The organism is Nioella sp., from assembly GCF_964229645.1.
Lineage (GTDB): Bacteria > Pseudomonadota > Alphaproteobacteria > Rhodobacterales > Rhodobacteraceae > Nioella.
In genome coordinates this window covers 1-15,896 of sequence record NZ_CAXREX010000188.1, presented here as the reverse complement: position 1 = coordinate 15,896, position 15,896 = coordinate 1, and the positions used below count along the sequence as shown (strand labels likewise).

Genomic DNA, 15,896 nt, shown 5'->3' with positions numbered 1-15,896 from the left:
ATATTTCAATATGTTGAGGGTCGTTCTTAAGGTGCCCAATGCACCGTTGCACCGGACAGGACCGCGCGCACCGGGGCTTCTTCCACGGGCAGGCTCTGCGCCTTTTCAAGCGCCGCACGCTTTTCCGCGCCGGTAATCACGATATGGGTGGACACCGCCGCCGCAAGCACCCGGGCCGACAGCGTGACGCGCGGCTCGGGCGCGCCGCCCCCGCGCATCGGCACCAGGATCGGCGCGTGATCGTCCAGCGCGTCGGCCAGCCGGTCGGCGCCGGGAAAGAGCGACGCCGTGTGCATGTCCGCCCCCATGCCAAGCAGCAGAAGGGTGATGGGCAGGTGCGGTTCCAGCCCGCGGGCCAGGTCGGTCACGTAATCCTCGGGCGTGGGCGCGGTGGCATAGAGCGGCACGAAATTGGCCTGCCGCGCCTTGGAGACCATCAGCCGTTCCATGATGAGCCGCGTGTTCGAGCGCGGATGATCGGCAGGGACCCACCGTTCGTCCGACAGGAAGACCGTCACCCGATCCCAATCCAGCGCCTGTTCGCTCAGAACGTCGAAGACAGGCCCCGGCGTGCTGCCGCCCGGCACGCAGAAGCTGACCGCATCCTCACGGCGCAGATGATCCGCCAATTCGCTGGCCAACGCGTCGGCCAGGTCCAGCATCATCATCTCGCTGTCGGGGTATTCGACCAGGTTCATGCGGAAATCTCCCTCCATCGCCGACCGTCGCGGTAGAGCAGGATAAGCGCATCCTCCGGCCCCGCCGACCCGGCCTCGTAGGGCAAGGGTACATCTTCGCGCGCCGTCCATCCAGAGATGATCGGGTCGGTCCAGGCCCAGGCTGCCTCGACCTCGTCGCCGCGCATGAACAGCGTCTGGTTGCCCCGGATCACGTCCATGATCAGGCGTTCATAGGCGTCGGGAATATCGGCCGCTTCGGGCCCGAGCGCCTCGGCGAAGGTCATGTCCATCGGCACCTCGACCAGGCGCATCCCGCCCGGCCCCGGTTCCTTGATGGTCATGCGCAGGTCGATGCCTTCATCGGGTTGCAGGCGGATGGTCAGGATATTGGCGCGCGGTTCCACCGCCTCGGTAAAGATGTTGTGGGGCGGTTCCTTGAAATGCACCACGATCTCGGACATGCGCGCCTTCATCCGCTTTCCGGTGCGCAGGTAGAAAGGCGTGCCGTTCCAGCGCCAGTTCGAGACATGCACCTTCATCGCTACGAAGCTTTCGGTCAGGCTGTCGGTGTTTTCCGCGTCCTCGCGGTAGCTCGCGCCATCCTTGCCGGCCCGGTATTGGCCCCGAACGATGTCACCCGGATCGACCGGATCAAGCGCCCGGATGACCTTGAGCTTCTCATCGCGCACGGCGTTCGGCTCGAAATGGGCGGGGGGCTCCATCGCCGTCAGGCACAAAAGCTGCATCAGGTGATTCTGCACCATGTCGCGCATCGCGCCCGACTTGTCATAGTAGGACCCACGCCCGCCGACGCCCACGGTTTCGGCCACGGTGATCTGAACGTGATCGACATATTGCGCGTTCCACAGCGGCTCGAAGAGCATGTTGGCAAAGCGCACCGCCATCAGGTTCTGAACCGTTTCCTTGCCCAGGTAATGATCGATCCGGTAGATCTGCGCCTCGTCGAAATGGGCCGCCAGCGTGGCGTTGAGCGCGCGGGCGGTTTCCAGGTCTCGCCCGAAGGGCTTTTCGACCACGATCCGCGCGTCGCCGCGCGCGATGCCATTGTCCTTGAGCCGTTCTGCGATCGAACCGAAAAGGCTGGGTGCAACCGAGAAATAGAACGCCTGCACCACGCCCTCGCGCATGTGGCCCTTCAATTCGGACCAGCCGCCGGTGCCCATGGCGTCGATCGGCACGTAGCTGAGGCAATCCAGGAAGGCCTCGATGGTCTTGGGGTCGCGCTTGCGTTCGGACACGAATGCCTCGATCGCCTCGCGCACGAAGGCGCGCCAGGCATCGCTGTCCTGCTCGGTGCGCGCGGCCCCGATGATGCGAGAGCCCGGCGGCATCTGCTCGGCCCAGAAGCGGCGGTAGAGGCCGGGCAGGATCTTGCGGCGGGCGAGATCGCCGGTGCCGCCGAAGATGACCAGATCGAATTGCTCTACCGGGATGACGCGCGCAACCATGGAACCTTCCTTCGGACTGCCGTGGGGCGGCGGGGCGCCGCCCGGAATTGCCTTGCCTATGTTAGCGCTATCAGGCGCTGTCGCGCAGGCTCTACACCGATAATTCTTTCACGTCCAGCCTTTCACGGAAAGATCACAATGGCGTGGTGGCGCATTTGCCCTGTTTTCATTTCGGGACCAAATGCTTAGCCATGGGGCAGCAAAAAGGCCGCATTCGATGAAAGACACGCTCGATCCCCAGAAATTCCGCGACCCCGAGGTGACCGCCAAGGGCGAGCCGCGCGCACGCGTGGCGCTGTCCAACCCGCAGACGCTGTGGTTCAACACCGGGACACTGTGCAACATCACCTGCGCCAATTGCTACATCCTGTCGAGCCCGACCAATGACGCGCTGGTCTATATCACCCGCGCCGAGGTGGAGACGTATCTCGACCAGCTCGAGGCGCAGAACTGGGGCGTGCGCGTGATCGGCTTCACCGGGGGCGAGCCCTTCTTGAACCCCGAGATGATCGACATGGCCGAGGCCGCCCTGGCGCGCGGCTACGCGGTTCTGATCCTCACCAATGCCATGCTGCCGATGATGCGGCGCAGTGTGCGCGAGGGGCTCGCGCGCCTCGATGCCGCCTATCCCGGGCAGATGACGCTGCGCGTTTCGCTCGATCACTGGTCCGAGGCCCGCCATGACGAGGAACGCGGGCCCGGAAGCTTCGCCAAGACGCTGGAGGGGATGGACTGGCTGCGCGACGCCGGGATTGCCATGGCGGTGGCCGCCCGCACGCTCTGGGGCGAGTCCGAGGCCGAGGCGCGTGCACGTTTCGCGTCCCTGTTCGAGACGCGGGGCTACCGGGTCGATGCCGCCGATCCCGGCGCGCTGGTGCTCTTCCCCGAGATGGATGCCGCGGTCGATGTGCCAGAGATCACGACCGCCTGCTGGGGCATCCTGGGCAAGTCGCCCGACAGCGTCATGTGCGCCTCGTCGCGCATGGTGGTCAAGCGCAAGGGGGCCGAGCGTCCGGTGGTGCTGGCCTGCACGCTCCTGGCCTATGACGAGGCTTTCGAAATGGGAGAGACCCTGCAAGAGGCCGAACGCGACGTGGCACTCAACCACCCCCATTGCGCCAAGTTCTGCGTCCTGGGCGGGGCAAGCTGTTCGGCCTGAGGGGATCGCCGCGCAAGGCGCGTCGATCCAGGCGGGGGGATCCTCCCCCCGCACCCCCCTGGAGTATTTATGCAAAGAAGAAGGCCCTGTGTCAGACCATGACGCAGAGCAGTTCGAACATGATCGATGCGCCGAGATAGGCCGTGCCACCCGAGGTATCGAAGGGGGGCGACACCTCGACGAGGTCGGCGCCAACGATGTTGACGCCCTGAAGCGCGCGCACCACCTCGAGCGCCTGCCAGCTGTTGGGCCCGCCCACTTCGGGCGTGCCAGTGCCCGGCGCGAAGGCGGGATCGACGAAGTCGATATCGTAGCTCACATAGGTATCGCCCGTGCCCGCGATCTCGCGCGCCTCGGCCATCACGTCTTCGACGCCGCGGGCATGGAATTCGCCGATGGGGATCACGCGAATGCCGACGCTGTCGGCAAAATCACGGTCCTCGCTGTCATAGGCCGTGCCGCGAATGCCGATCTGGACCACGCGCTTGGGGTCGAGCAGGCCTTCCTCGACCGCGCGCCGGAAGGGGGTGCCGTGGGTATACATGCGCCCGTCGAAATAGCTGTGGAAGAGATCCGTGTGGCTGTCGAAATGGATCATGCCAAGCGGCGCATCCTTGGCCAATGCGCGCAGGATCGGGAAGGAGGACAGGTGATCGCCCCCCGCCGTGAGCGGCTTGATGCCATGGGCCTTCACCCGGTCGTAGAACCGCGTGATCCGGTCGAGGCTGTCCATCAGGTCGGCCGGGTTGGGGCCGACATCGCCCAGATCGGCGCAATTCTTCGCCTCGAAGGGGCGGATGCCCGTGGCGTCGTTCTGGGCCCGGATCATCGTCGACATATCGCGGATCTGGCGGGGCCCGTGACGGGGACCGGGGCGATTGGTGGTGCCCGCATCCCAGGGCACGCCAATGAGCCCGATCTCCACCTCGTCGATGCGGGCATGGTCGAGCCCCACATGCGGCAGGCGCATGAAGCTGGGGATGCCTGCGAAGCGCGGCAGGTCGAAGCCCGAGATCGGGGTGAAGAACGGATCGGCCATGGATGACTCCCTGTCTGGATTTTGCGCGAGGCTAGCGGGGATTTTGCCACCAGTCACGCGGCTTTAGGCGGGGGCGGACGCCCTGGCGTTCTTGCCAGGCGCGGGCAAGCCGCACGCCCGTTCGCCCCGCCCCGCCCGTGGCCAGCCAGCGCCAGAGCCGGTCCTGCCAGCCGCCGCGCCGGTTGAAGGGGCAGACCCGCATGCAGATCGCGCAATCGGATTTCAGTTTCGCCCAGTAACCAAAGCAGGCCTCGCAATTGGCCGACCACTTGCGCACGCCGCGTTGCGTCGACGGGCTGCCCGCCGCTTTTTCTTCGCCGAAATCGGGCGCGCCGAAGGGCAGCGCCTTGGGCGGGCAGCTCTCGGCGCATTGGGTGCAGCCGTGGCAATAGGCAGCGAGCCCCAGGTTGCGCGGCCGATCGACCGCCAGCGGCATATCGGTGAAGATCTTGGAAAACCGCACGCGGGGGCCAAATTCGGGCGTCAGCACCATCTGGTTGCGCCCGTATTCGCCAAGCCCCGCCTTGACCGCATAGGGAATGACGAGGGCGGTGTCGTTCATGCTGGCCACCGCCTGATAGCCGAAGTTGCGGATATAGGCGGAAAGCTGCATGGCGATGGCCGCCTCGTGGGAATATTCGAGCCCCGTCGCGGCCCCTGCCAAGGCGCTTGGATAGGTCTCTACCAGGTCGAAATCCATGGCATGGGCCATCACGATCACATGGGTCAGGCCGTCGGGCAGGTCATTGGGCACAGGCGTCATGTCGCGCGTGTCGGGCCGGTCGGCATAGTGCCAGCGCAGGTCCAGATGGGTGATCCCCACCAGATCGGCCCCGAAAAGCCGGGCGATATGCTTGATGCCCTGCGCCTCCTCCTCGGGCGTGCCAAGGTCGGCCTTCTCGCTCGCGACCGGCGTGTCGCTGCGCAGGGGGGCCTGGAAGCCTTCCCGTTCGCCCTCCCCCGCGTGCCGTTCCGAGACCATGTCGGAGATGCGCCAGGCGGCATTGCGCAGCGCGAAATCGCGGGTCTGAAAGCCCTCGCCGCGGCGCGGGGCGGCCTCCATCCGGTAGGAGGCGAAAAACCCGTCACTGTCCTTCGAGCGCACCGCCGGGTCCCAGAAGGCCCGGGTGAAGATGTCGTTCATCTGGGAAAAGCGGGTGTAGGCGGGCGTGATCTCGAAGCCCGCCGCGCGGTCACTTTCGAGAAGATGCGGGGGCGTGTCGGTCTGATTGCGGGGCCAGGTCATGGCGCGAGCTTACGCTTCAAGCTCTGCATCCCAATAGAGAAAATCGAGCCAGCTGTCGTGCAAGTGACCTGGCGGAAACTTGCGGCCCATGTTGCGCAGCTCCTCGGCGCCGGGCTGGCGCGGCGGTTTGCGCAGCGAAAGCCCCGACTGGCGCAGGCTCTTCGAGCCCTTTCGCAGGTTGCAGCGCGAACAGGCCGCCACCACGTTTTCCCACGACGTGATGCCCCCCTTGGCCCGCGGCACCACGTGGTCGAAGGTCAAATCCCCCTTGCCGCCGCAATACTGGCAGGAAAACTCGTCGCGCAGGAAGAGGTTGAAGCGGGTGAAGGCCACGCGTTTCTGCGGCTTCACGTAGTCTTTCAGCACCACCACCGAGGGGATGCGGATGCGGGTCGTAGGCGAATGCACGAAGGCATCGTACTCGGCCACGATATCGACCCGGTCGAGGAACACGGCCTTGATTGCATCCTGCCAGGGCCAGAGCGACAGGGGGTAGTAGGAGAGCGGCCGGTAATCGGCGTTGAGCACCAAGGCCGGGTGATGCCGGAGCGATCCGGACTCTCTTACGAAACTGGTTCTGAAACTGCCGTCGCCGTCCATGAGTGACTCCGCTCTCGCCCTGTGCCTCGGTTGTTCCGGCATCAGAGCGGGAGCACCCGCTCCAGCCATGTAACCACTATATCTGCCAATAATCGGCTGACAAGCTCCACATTTTGGGTGGAGCGCTTTTGTCATAGGCGATCAGGATGACGGGCGCGTGACAGCCTGCGCCTGTTGGGGGGTCGCCCTGCCCTGCGGGCCGGGCGACCGGCGCGATCCGCTGCGGATCGCGGGCGTTTTCCGCCGCGGAAAACGGTCGGGGGGCGCTGCCCCCGTCGCCTTTCGGCGACTCCCCCGGGATATTTGGGGAACAATGAGGGGGTCAGTCCTCTTCGGGGCTGTCCTCGATATCCAGCACCTGGCGGATGAAGGCCAGCGCCACCGACAAGCCGTCGGGCGCGATGCCATGGGCCGTCCCGCGCATGATGTGGGCATAGACATCGATGCCCGCGCCCTGCAGCGCCTCGGCGGCCTGTGGCAGGCTTTGCGGCGGCACCACGTCGTCCTGGTCGCCATGGATGAGAAGCACCGGCGGCCGGCTGACGATTTCATCGGCCAGAAGTTCGGGCTCCATCAGGCGGCCCGAGAAGCCGACGACGCCCGCGAAGGGCGCGGCGCGGCGGGGGGCCACGTGCAGGCTCATCATCGTGCCCTGCGAGAAGCCCACCAGAACGGTGCGATGCGCGGGCACGCCTTCGGCCTCCATCGCGGCATCGAGGAAGGCGTTCAGATCATCTGCCGCACGCGCCATGCCCTCGGCGGCGGCCTCCTCAGAGGAGCCGTCGATCCAGGGAATCGGGAACCACTGGAAGCCCATCGGGTTCATCGCCGAGCGTTCCGGCGCATCGGGGGCCATGAAGACCGTGTTGGGCAGGTGCGGGCTGAGCGGATCGGCCAGGCCCAGAAGGTCGTTTCCGTCGGCGCCATAGCCGTGCAGGAAGATCACCAGGCTGTCGGCCTCGCCCGAGGCGGCGGGGCGTTTGGAGAATTCGAGCGTGCGGGTCATCTGATGCCTTCCCTGTCCTTTGCCACATGGTAGTAGGCCCAAAGCGCGCGGGCGGCAACCGCGCGCCAGGGCGACCAGGCCTCGGCCATCTGCCGCAGGGCGCGCTCGGTGGGGCGCTCGGGCAGATCGAACAGAAGCCGCGCCGATTCCTGCAAGGCCAGGTCAGCCGGCGCGAAGACATCGGCCCGCCCGAGCGAGAACATGGCATAGATCTCGGCGGTCCATCGGCCAATGCCCGGTACCTCGGTCAGCACGGCAATGACATCCTCCGTGGGGGCATGGCGCAGGCGGGGAAAATCGATCCGCGCCTCGGCCAGGGCCCTTGCGTAGCGGATCTTCTGGCGGCTGAGGCCACAGGCGCGCAGGTCCTCGTCGCTGGCCCAGGCAATCTTGCGTGGCCCGGTGAGCCGCGCGTTTTTCAGCCGTCCCCAGATCGCATCTGCCGCCGCGACCGAGACCTGCTGGCTGACAATGGCCGAAAGCACCTGGTCGAACCCGTCCTTGCGGCGGCGTAAGGGCAACGGCCCGGTCTGGCGCAGGGCATGGGCAAAGCGCGGCTCGGCTGCCGCCAGCCAGGCCGCGCCCTCGGCCACGCATTCAGGGGTTTCGATAATCCGTCCAACCATGGGGGCCACCCTTTCAGAGCGGAAATGTTTTGCCAAGCAAGCAAAGCCGCGCCACGCTGCCCGAAAACCGCAAGGGGAGATGGGGCATGGCCCAGGAACATGACGCCAGCATGATGAACAACCTCTACTGGTGGGGCATTCCCACCTTCTTTCGTGCACCCAACGAGGTGCCCGAGGGGGCCGATATCGCTCTGGTCGGCGTGCCACATTCTACGGGCAACGGCACGACGGAGCGTGACCAGCACCTTGGCCCGCGCGCGGTGCGCCATGTCTCGGCGGTGCAGCGGCGGGTGCATGGCGGTTTTGGCATCGACCCCTGGGCGCGCAAGGTGGTCGATGTCGGCGACGTGCCCTTCCCGCGCGCCAATGACAACGAACACTGCATCCAGCAGATCACGGATTTCTATGAAACCATAGACGCCAGCGGCGCGCGGCCCGTGTCGATCGGGGGCGATCATTCGATTACCGGGGGGATCGTGCAGGCGCTTGGGAAGGGAAAGATCGCGGGGGGCGAACCGATCAGCTTCCTTCACCTTGATGCGCATACGGACGTGTTCACCAAGGTCGATCACTTCCTGGGCGCGGAAAAGTCGGCGGCCCATTGGGGGGCCTACCTGGCCGACCAGGGCAAGGTCGATCCGACCCGGTCGATGCAGATCGGCCTGCGCGGCCACCCGCGCACGCTCGACTGGCTGCAACCCTCTTACGACTATGGCTACAACGTCGTGACCATGGCCGACTATCGCAGGCGTGGTGCGGCGGACGTGATTGCCCAGGCAAAGGACGTACTGGCCGGCCGGCCCGTCTACATCACCTTCGATCTCGACTGCCTCGACCCCACGGTCGCCCCCGCGGTGTCGAATATCGAGCCCGGCGTGAAGGGCTTCGATATCGACGAGGTAATGGCGTTGCTGCATGCGGCGCGCGGGCTCAACATCGTGGGCGGCGACGTGGTCTGCCTGATGCCCACCAAGGACAGCCCCAACAACATCACCGCGATGGTCGCGGGCGCGGTCATGTTCGAAATGATCTCTATGATCGCCGAAAACTGCGAAAGCTGACCCTGATCAGGACTTAACAACACAAGTATTTTGCCCTGCCCCCTTTTCATCGGCTGGAAACGGGTCTAGCGATTTTGCCATGAGCGATATGTCCGAGTCCCAACACGACAATGCACGTGCCTGGCGCAACGTGAGCGTCCTGGTGCTGGCGCAGGCGATCCTGGGCAGCCAGATGCCGATGATCTTCGTCGTGGGCGGGCTGGCGGGCCAGATGCTGGCACCCAATCCCTGCCTTGCAACCTTGCCGATCTCGCTGATTGTCTTCGGTTCGATGACCACGGCACCGTGGCTGTCGGGGGCGATGCAGCGCTTTGGACGGCGCACGGGCTTTGCCATCGGCACGCTTGGCGGGGCCACGGGGGCCGGCATTTCGGCGCTCGGGCTATGGATCGACAGTTTCACCGTCTTCCTGCTCGGCTCTTACCTGACGGGTATCTACATGTCGGCGCAGGGCTTTTACCGCTTCGCCGCCGCCGACACCGCCTCGGACAGTTTCCGCCCAAAGGCGATTTCCTACGTCATGGCGGGGGGGCTGGCCTCGGCGCTGATCGGGCCGCAACTGGTGAAACTGACCAATGATCTGACCGTCGTGCCCTTCTTCGGCATCTACCTGACGGTGGTGGCGATCAACGTGCTGGGCACTGGTCTGTTTGCCTTTCTCGACATACCCAAGCCGCCCGCGCGGGCGGAGGGCGACCCTGCGGGTCGCAGCCGCGCCGAATTGCTGAGGGACCCCAAGATCATCGTGGCGATCATCTGCGCGATGGTATCCTACGCGCTGATGAACCTTGTCATGACCTCGACCCCGCTGGCGGTGGTGGGCTGCGGCTACGAACAGGACACGGCCGCCGACATCGTGTCGGCCCATGTCCTTGCAATGTTCGTGCCTTCGTTCTTTACAGGCCACCTGATTGCAAGGTTCGGATCGCAAACCATTGTCGCTCTTGGTCTTTTCATCCTGGCCGGGGCGGGTGGCGTGGCGCTGATGGGGGTCGATCTGGAAAACTTCTTCATCGCGCTGGTGTTGCTTGGCGTGGGCTGGAACTTCGGTTTCATCGGCGCAACCACCATGCTGCAAAGCGCGCACAGCCCCGCGGAGCGGGGCCGGGTTCAGGGGCTCAACGATGCGCTGGTCTTTGGCTGCGTAACCGTGGCTTCGCTGGCTTCGGGCGGGCTCATGAACTGTTCGGGTGGCTCGGTCACGGCAGGCTGGACGGCGGTGAACCTCGCCATGATCCCCTTCCTTGCCCTGGCTGGCGGCGCGCTGATCTGGCTGGCGCTGCGCCCAAAGGACGCCTGAGACCCCGGCCCGAAAGGCCGCCCGACCGGGCACGGACGGGCGGCTAGGTGGCGCAGGAGACAAGGGAGAGAGAAAGCCAGCCCCCGCGCCGGATCGGTCAGCCCGGGCTCAATCCAACCGCGCCGGAACGAAGCCGTAGGCCTCGTGATAGTGCTTCAAGAGACGCTGTAGACCGATCTTGAGCACGATCTTGCCCGACCGCGCCGACCAGCCGAGCCGCTTTTCCGCCGATTCCAGCCCTTCGAGGAAGCAGCAGACCCGCAGCACCACATCGGCCAGCCCTGGCCCCATTTCATCGAGCGCCCGCGTCACCCGATCCCGCGCGGCCTGCGGTCCTTCCGCGATACCGCCATCCGAAAACCCCGCCCCCCGATCGCCGCCCGTCAGGAACTTTTCCCAGTTCTGCGCCACGCGCGGGCCCATCTGTGCACGCTCGAAATCCTCGCGCAGCTTTTCTCCCGCCTGCACCAGGTCCATGCCCAGGAAGGGTTTGCCGTCCGGTCCCTTGCGCCGCGCCAGCGCCGCCAGCGGCGATTCCGCCAGGTTGATGCGCATTTTCGCGATCGAGCCGTCCTCCTGCTCGACGGGCTTTTCGCCCCAAAGCTGGTGCTGCGCGCGGAAGGGCGTCGCGGCCTCGGCCAGTTCCATCGGCGCGCGGCGGCGCTTGCGGTCTTCCTCGATCAGACGCTTGAGGGCCGATTTCCCGGCCTCGGTGATCGCGTAGACGCTGACCCGCCCCTGCCGGGCGGTCTGGATCCAGTCCTTGAGCGCGAAAGCATGGGCCACCTTGCGATCCAGAACCGCCGTCCGGGTCTGGCTGCCATCGCTGCCCTGGCGCAGCACGATGGCCTTGTCCATGTCCTGCGCCAGCACCAGCGAGGCCCCCTTCTCGCAGAGCCTGCGCAGGATGCGGCGGGCCTCCCGCTGGACGGTGCTTTCGTCGGAAACCAGGGGGGGGCGGAGGGGGGCTGTCATATGTGGATGCTCCTTGCTCGGGTTGGTTGTTTCTGATTTGGAAACACAACTCGCCTGGAGCGCCGTCAGGGCCTCGTCGATCAACGGATCGTCGCGGCGCGCCTCGACCGCACGCACCCGCCGCCCCACCGTCGAAGGGTGGCAGCGGCTGGCTTGCGCGATCTGCCTGAGCGAGGCCCCGCGCCCGACGTGATCGAGGTAATTCCGCGCGGATTCCGGCACCCAGGCCGGGTAGCGGGCGGGGGGAATACCTTGGATCGGGTCAGCACACATCGGGTTGGCCTCCGGGCAGGCAAGCTGTGGATAAGCCCCGCAAGCCTTTGTGAGCATTGATTACTGATTGGTTAAAATCTGTGGATAACGCGGCAATTTGTTTCCAATTAGTAAACAAATGAGGAACACCGCGCGCCGCTTTCGGGATCGGCGCAACAGCCCGGCCCGCCGGGGCAGCATGGAGGGCGACTCACCTGAAATGGGAAAGGAGCCCCGCCATGACCAAGCCCGCACTCGACCTGCCCGCGCTGCGCCGCCCCCGCCTTCTGGTTCAGGCCGCCCGTCACGGGGCAGCCATCCTAACCCGGCGCGGGGCGCCGGTTCCCCGCATGGGGCTCGACCGGATCCTGTCGGAGGAACTGGAGATGGAGGTCAAACGCAAAGACGGCGAGGCCGATTACTCGCCCCGCCGTCATGTGGACCTACTGGTCGCGGTGATGCTGGCCGCGCAGGCTGCGGGCCAGGTGATCTGAACCCTGCCCTCAGACGAAGGCGTCGGGCATCTCTTCCTTGCGCTTGGCGACATAGGCCGTCAGCGCCTCTTCCACGGCCGGGTCGATCGCGGGCTTCTGGTAATCGGCCAGCAGCTTGCGCACCCGGTTCGCGGCCAGCTGGCGGGTGTCGCGCCCGCCTTCCTCGGCCCATTGCTCGTAGGGCTTGTAGTCCAGCAGCTCGGTGCGCCAGAAACCCGACTTGAAGTTCGCCTGGGTATGGGCGCAGCCCAGGAAGTGACCGCCCGGGCCTACCTCGCGCAGCGCATCCATGGCCTGCGCATTCTCGTCATAACTGACGCCCGCCGCCATCTTGTGCAGCGTGCCAAGCTGGTCGGCATCCATCACGAATTTCTCGAAGCTGGAGACCAGGCCGCCTTCCAGCCAGCCGCAGGCGTGCAGCATGAAGTTCACGCCCGACAGAAGGCCCGCATTGAGCGAGTTGGCGGTTTCATAGGCGGCCTGCGCATCGGGCAGCTTGGAGCCGTTGAACGACCCCGCCGAGCGATAGGGCAGACCCATGCGGCGGGCCAGTTGCCCGGCACCCATGGTGATATGCGACGCTTCCGGCGTTCCGAAGGTGGGCGCGCCCGAGTTCATGTCGATCGAGGTCACGAAGGCCCCGAAAATGACCGGCGCACCGGGGCGGATCAGCTGGCTGTAGGCCACGCCTGCCATCACCTCGGCCAGCACCTGCGTCAGCGTGCCCGCGACCGAAACAGGCGCCATCGCGCCGCCCACGATAAAGGGCGAGATGATCGCGGCCTGGTTGTGGGCGGCGTAATGTTCCAGCGCGCCCATCATGATCGAGTCGAAGGTCAGCGGCGAGTTGATGTTGACCAGCGAGGTCATCACCGTGTTCTGCTCGACGAAGTCATCCCCGAAGAGGATCTTCGACATCTCGATGGAATCGAGCGCCCGCGACGGTTCGGTGACCGAGCCCATATAGGGTTTGTCCGACAGCGTCATGTGCGCGTAGAGCATGTCGAGATGGCGCTTGTTGACCGGGATGTCGGTCGGTTCGCACACCGTTCCGCCCGAATGGTGCAGCCACTTGGACATGTAGCCCAGTTTCACGAAATCGTTGAAATCGGCCATCGTGGCGTAGCGGCGATTGCCTTCGAGGTCGAGCACGAAGGGCGGGCCGTAGACGGGGGCCAAAACCAGGTTGCGGCCGCCGATCTCGACATTGCGCGCGGGGTTGCGGGCGTGCTGTGTGAAGCTCGATGGGGCGGTGGCGCAAAGCTTGCGCGCCAGGCCCTTGGGCATGCGGACCCGCTCGCCATCGACATCGGCCCCGGCCTCGCGCCAGCGTTCCAGCGCGGCGGGGTTTTCCACGAAGTTGACGCCGATTTCTTCGAGCACAATCTCGGCATTGGCCTCGATGATTTCCAGCGCCTCGTCGTTCAGCACTTCGAAATTGGGAATGTTGCGCTCGATATACCTGGCGGTCTCGATGCTGACGGCGGTGCGTTCGGCCCGTCGGGCGGCCCCGCCACCACCACGTCCACGGCGTCGGGCGGTTGCTGCATCACTCATCGCTGTCGTTCCTTCAGAAGGGGGTAAGTTTCCGATGTGATACAAACTGAGCCCCGCAAACCGCGGGTGAATTGCGGCGATTGCGGGGGAAAAGCGACATGGACCACCCCGGGATGAGCCAGATCAAGGCGCACAGGGGCCGCTTGCGAGGAGAATTCCGACCCGAGGAGGACATCTCATGGATTGGAAGAGTCGCAAGACACCCCTGATGGGGTTCATCGGCGGGCTTGGCGTCGTGGCGTTTTTGTTGGGCGTGCCGGGCGGGTTCTATTCGCTGACCACGGCCATCGTCCTGGCCCTTGCCATCTGGATCATCGGCGCGACCCTGATCAACGTTCTGATCCCGTGACCCTTGCCGCGCGGGCGCGGGGCGGCTAGCCCTTGGGGCAAGGAGACCGACGGATGCCCCACGACCACGCCTGCACCGACCCCGCCTGCGGCTGCGGGCACGACCATGGCGCAGACCACGGCCCGCGCCCGCCCGTGGCGACGGCCCCTGCCCCGTGGCGCCCTGCGCCGGGGATCGCGGTCACGGCCGTAGCGGTCTTTCTGCGCGAAGGGCAAATCCTGTGCGCCCCGGTCCATGCCGATGACGGCACGATCAAGGGCTGGCGGCCGCTTGGCGGGCCGGTGGTCCCGGGCGAGCGGGCCGCCGACGCAGTTCAGCGCTGGATTAGCGACAGCGCCGGGCAACAGATCACCGACCTGGCCCCGCTCGGCGTGCTGGAACATCTCTACCGGCACGAGGGTGCCATTGGCCACGAGATCGTCTTTGCCTTCACCGCGCGCTTCGCCACCCCCGAGATCTACGAGGCCGACGCGCTGGCCCTGACCCTTGCGGGCCGTCCCGAAGAGGCCAAGTGGGTGTCGCTGGCCAAGGCCCGCGCTGGCCGGCTGATGCTCTGGCCCGAGGGGCTGGCCGATCTTCTGCCCGGCTAGGTCCGCCCGCGACCCTTATCGCGCTTGCACAAAGGCGCGAGCGCGCCTATTGGCTGGCGCATGACCCAAGACACGCATGACCGCCTTCTGATCATCGACTTCGGCAGCCAGGTGACGCAACTCATTGCCCGCCGCCTGCGCGAGCTGAACGTCTATTGCGAGATCCACCCCTACCAGAACGTGACCGACGCGTTCCTGGCAGAGTTCGCGCCCAAGGCCATCATCTTTTCGGGTGGCCCCGACAGCGTGATGCGCGAGGGCAGCCCCCGGCCGCCGCAATCTGCCTACACACTGGGCGTGCCGATCCTGGGCATCTGCTATGGCCAGCAGGTGATGATGCATGACCTGGGCGGTCGCGTGGAAGCGGGCGAACACGCCACCGCGGAATTCGGACGCGCCTACGTGGAGCAGGCCGGCGACAATGACGACTTCCTGTTTGGCTGGTTCCTGGACGGACGCGAACAGGTCTGGATGAGCCATGGCGACCATGTCGCCGAAATCGCCCCCGGCTTCGAGGTGCTCGGTACCTCGCCCGGTGCGCCCTTCGCCATGACCGCCGATCCCGCGCGCCGCTTCTTCGCGGTGCAGTTCCACCCCGAGGTGCACCACACCCCGAACGGCAAGACGCTTTACGAGAACTTCGTGCGCATGGCCGGGTTCAAGGGCGACTGGACCATGGGCGCCTATCGCGAAGAGGCGATTGCCCGCATCCGCGAACAAGTGGGCGAGTCCCACGTGATCTGCGGCCTTTCGGGCGGCGTCGACAGCTCGGTGACCGCCGTGCTGCTGCACGAGGCCATCGGCGACCAGCTGACCTGTGTCTTCGTCGATCACGGGCTCTTGCGCCAGAACGAGGCCGCCGACGTCGTCAAGATGTTCCGCGACCACTACAACATGAAGCTGATCGCCGCCGATGAAAGCGAGCTGTTCCTGGGTGAGCTGGAAGGCGTCAGCGACCCCGAGGTGAAGCGCAAGACCATTGGCCGGCTCTTCATCGACGTGTTCCAGAAATACGCCAACCAGATCGAGAATGCCGAGTTCCTGGCGCAGGGCACGCTTTACCCCGACGTGATTGAATCGGTCAGCTTCTCGGGCGGTCCCTCGGTCACGATCAAGAGCCACCACAACGTGGGCGGCCTGCCCGAGAAGATGGGGCTGAAACTGGTGGAACCCTTGCGCGAGCTCTTCAAGGACGAGGTGCGCGCGCTTGGTCATGAACTGGGCCTGCCCGCCAGCTTCATCGGGCGCCACCCCTTCCCCGGCCCCGGTCTTGCCATCCGCTGCCCCGGCGAGATCACCCGCGAAAAGCTGGAGATCCTGCGCAAGGCGGACGCGGTTTATATTGATCAAATTCGCAAGCACGGGCTTTACGACGAGATCTGGCAGGCTTTCGTGGCCATTCTGCCCGTGCGCACCGTGGGCGTGATGGGCGACGGGCGCACTTACGACTATGCCTGCGCGCTGCGGGCCGTGACCTCGGTCGATGGCATGAC

General features: G+C 65.7%; 16 protein-coding genes. 7 read left to right on the top strand and 9 right to left on the bottom strand.

What is annotated here, in order from left to right; all coding sequences use genetic code 11:
- Positions 1–26: 26 nt before the first annotated feature.
- Together pgl and zwf are read right to left on the bottom strand one after the other, a co-directional pair.
- Positions 27–698 carry a 6-phosphogluconolactonase gene (gene pgl / locus ACEQXV_RS12765; RefSeq protein WP_370269523.1) on the bottom strand — a complete coding sequence of 224 codons (672 nt, stop codon included), beginning with the start codon at positions 696–698 and terminating at the stop codon, positions 27–29.
- Positions 695–2,149 (bottom strand): glucose-6-phosphate dehydrogenase, encoded by a 1,455-nt coding sequence (zwf, locus tag ACEQXV_RS12760; protein WP_370269521.1) that lies wholly within the window; start codon positions 2,147–2,149, stop codon positions 695–697. The genes pgl and zwf overlap by 4 nt, the downstream gene beginning before the upstream one ends.
- Positions 2,150–2,366: 217 nt before the next feature.
- Between zwf and ACEQXV_RS12755 the strand changes: the two genes are divergently transcribed.
- On the top strand, positions 2,367–3,308 hold the full coding sequence (locus ACEQXV_RS12755) for a radical SAM protein (RefSeq protein ID WP_370269520.1): 942 nt from the start codon (positions 2,367–2,369) through the stop codon (positions 3,306–3,308).
- Between the two features lie 91 nt (positions 3,309–3,399).
- Here ACEQXV_RS12755 and speB read toward each other — a convergent pair whose 3' ends face one another.
- From speB to ACEQXV_RS12730, 5 genes are all read right to left on the bottom strand, one after another.
- Entirely contained in the window at positions 3,400–4,347 is a 948-nt protein-coding gene (speB, locus tag ACEQXV_RS12750) for an agmatinase (protein WP_370253731.1), read from the bottom strand.
- 31 nt (positions 4,348–4,378) lie between these two features.
- Complete coding sequence (locus ACEQXV_RS12745) at positions 4,379–5,593, bottom strand: reductive dehalogenase domain-containing protein (protein WP_370269519.1); 1,215 nt, start codon at positions 5,591–5,593, stop codon at positions 4,379–4,381.
- A 9-nt stretch (positions 5,594–5,602) separates the two neighbouring features.
- Positions 5,603–6,193 carry an HNH endonuclease gene (locus ACEQXV_RS12740; protein WP_370269517.1) on the bottom strand — a complete coding sequence of 197 codons (591 nt, stop codon included), beginning with the start codon at positions 6,191–6,193 and terminating at the stop codon, positions 5,603–5,605.
- Between the two features lie 322 nt (positions 6,194–6,515).
- Entirely contained in the window at positions 6,516–7,199 is a 684-nt protein-coding gene (locus ACEQXV_RS12735) for an alpha/beta hydrolase (RefSeq protein WP_370269516.1), read from the bottom strand.
- Positions 7,196–7,825: a DNA-3-methyladenine glycosylase gene (locus ACEQXV_RS12730; protein WP_370269515.1), complete on the bottom strand. Its 630-nt coding sequence runs from the start codon at positions 7,823–7,825 to the stop codon at positions 7,196–7,198. The genes ACEQXV_RS12735 and ACEQXV_RS12730 overlap by 4 nt, the downstream gene beginning before the upstream one ends.
- A gap of 86 nt (positions 7,826–7,911) precedes the next feature.
- On the opposite strand from ACEQXV_RS12730, the gene ACEQXV_RS12725 reads away from it, so the two are divergent.
- Both ACEQXV_RS12725 and ACEQXV_RS12720 read left to right on the top strand, forming a co-directional pair.
- Positions 7,912–8,886: an arginase family protein gene (locus tag ACEQXV_RS12725; RefSeq protein WP_370269514.1), complete on the top strand. Its 975-nt coding sequence runs from the start codon at positions 7,912–7,914 to the stop codon at positions 8,884–8,886.
- A 79-nt stretch (positions 8,887–8,965) separates the two neighbouring features.
- Positions 8,966–10,186 (top strand): MFS transporter, encoded by a 1,221-nt coding sequence (locus ACEQXV_RS12720; RefSeq protein ID WP_372525799.1) that lies wholly within the window; start codon positions 8,966–8,968, stop codon positions 10,184–10,186.
- Between the two features lie 108 nt (positions 10,187–10,294).
- Here ACEQXV_RS12720 and ACEQXV_RS12715 read toward each other — a convergent pair whose 3' ends face one another.
- Complete coding sequence (locus tag ACEQXV_RS12715) at positions 10,295–11,161, bottom strand: DUF6456 domain-containing protein (protein WP_370253344.1); 867 nt, start codon at positions 11,159–11,161, stop codon at positions 10,295–10,297.
- Between the two features lie 491 nt (positions 11,162–11,652).
- Here ACEQXV_RS12715 and ACEQXV_RS12710 point away from each other — a divergent pair, with 491 nt between their 5' ends.
- Positions 11,653–11,907, top strand: coding sequence for a DUF6477 family protein (locus tag ACEQXV_RS12710; protein ID WP_370269511.1), 255 nt, complete (start codon positions 11,653–11,655; stop codon positions 11,905–11,907).
- Positions 11,908–11,916: 9 nt separating this feature from the next.
- On the opposite strand, the gene ACEQXV_RS12705 is transcribed toward ACEQXV_RS12710, so the two are convergent.
- A complete protein-coding gene (locus ACEQXV_RS12705) occupies positions 11,917–13,464 on the bottom strand; it encodes a trimethylamine methyltransferase family protein (RefSeq protein WP_370269510.1) in 1,548 nt (515 codons plus the stop codon).
- A gap of 178 nt (positions 13,465–13,642) precedes the next feature.
- On the opposite strand from ACEQXV_RS12705, the gene ACEQXV_RS12700 reads away from it, so the two are divergent.
- The 3 genes from ACEQXV_RS12700 to guaA all read left to right on the top strand — a co-directional run.
- Complete coding sequence (locus tag ACEQXV_RS12700) at positions 13,643–13,813, top strand: hypothetical protein (RefSeq protein ID WP_370250782.1); 171 nt, start codon at positions 13,643–13,645, stop codon at positions 13,811–13,813.
- 53 nt (positions 13,814–13,866) lie between these two features.
- Positions 13,867–14,403, top strand: coding sequence for an NUDIX domain-containing protein (locus tag ACEQXV_RS12695; protein ID WP_370250783.1), 537 nt, complete (start codon positions 13,867–13,869; stop codon positions 14,401–14,403).
- Between the two features lie 60 nt (positions 14,404–14,463).
- A partial coding sequence (gene guaA / locus ACEQXV_RS12690; RefSeq protein WP_370269509.1) for a glutamine-hydrolyzing GMP synthase occupies positions 14,464–15,896 on the top strand: 1,433 nt, incomplete at its 3' end.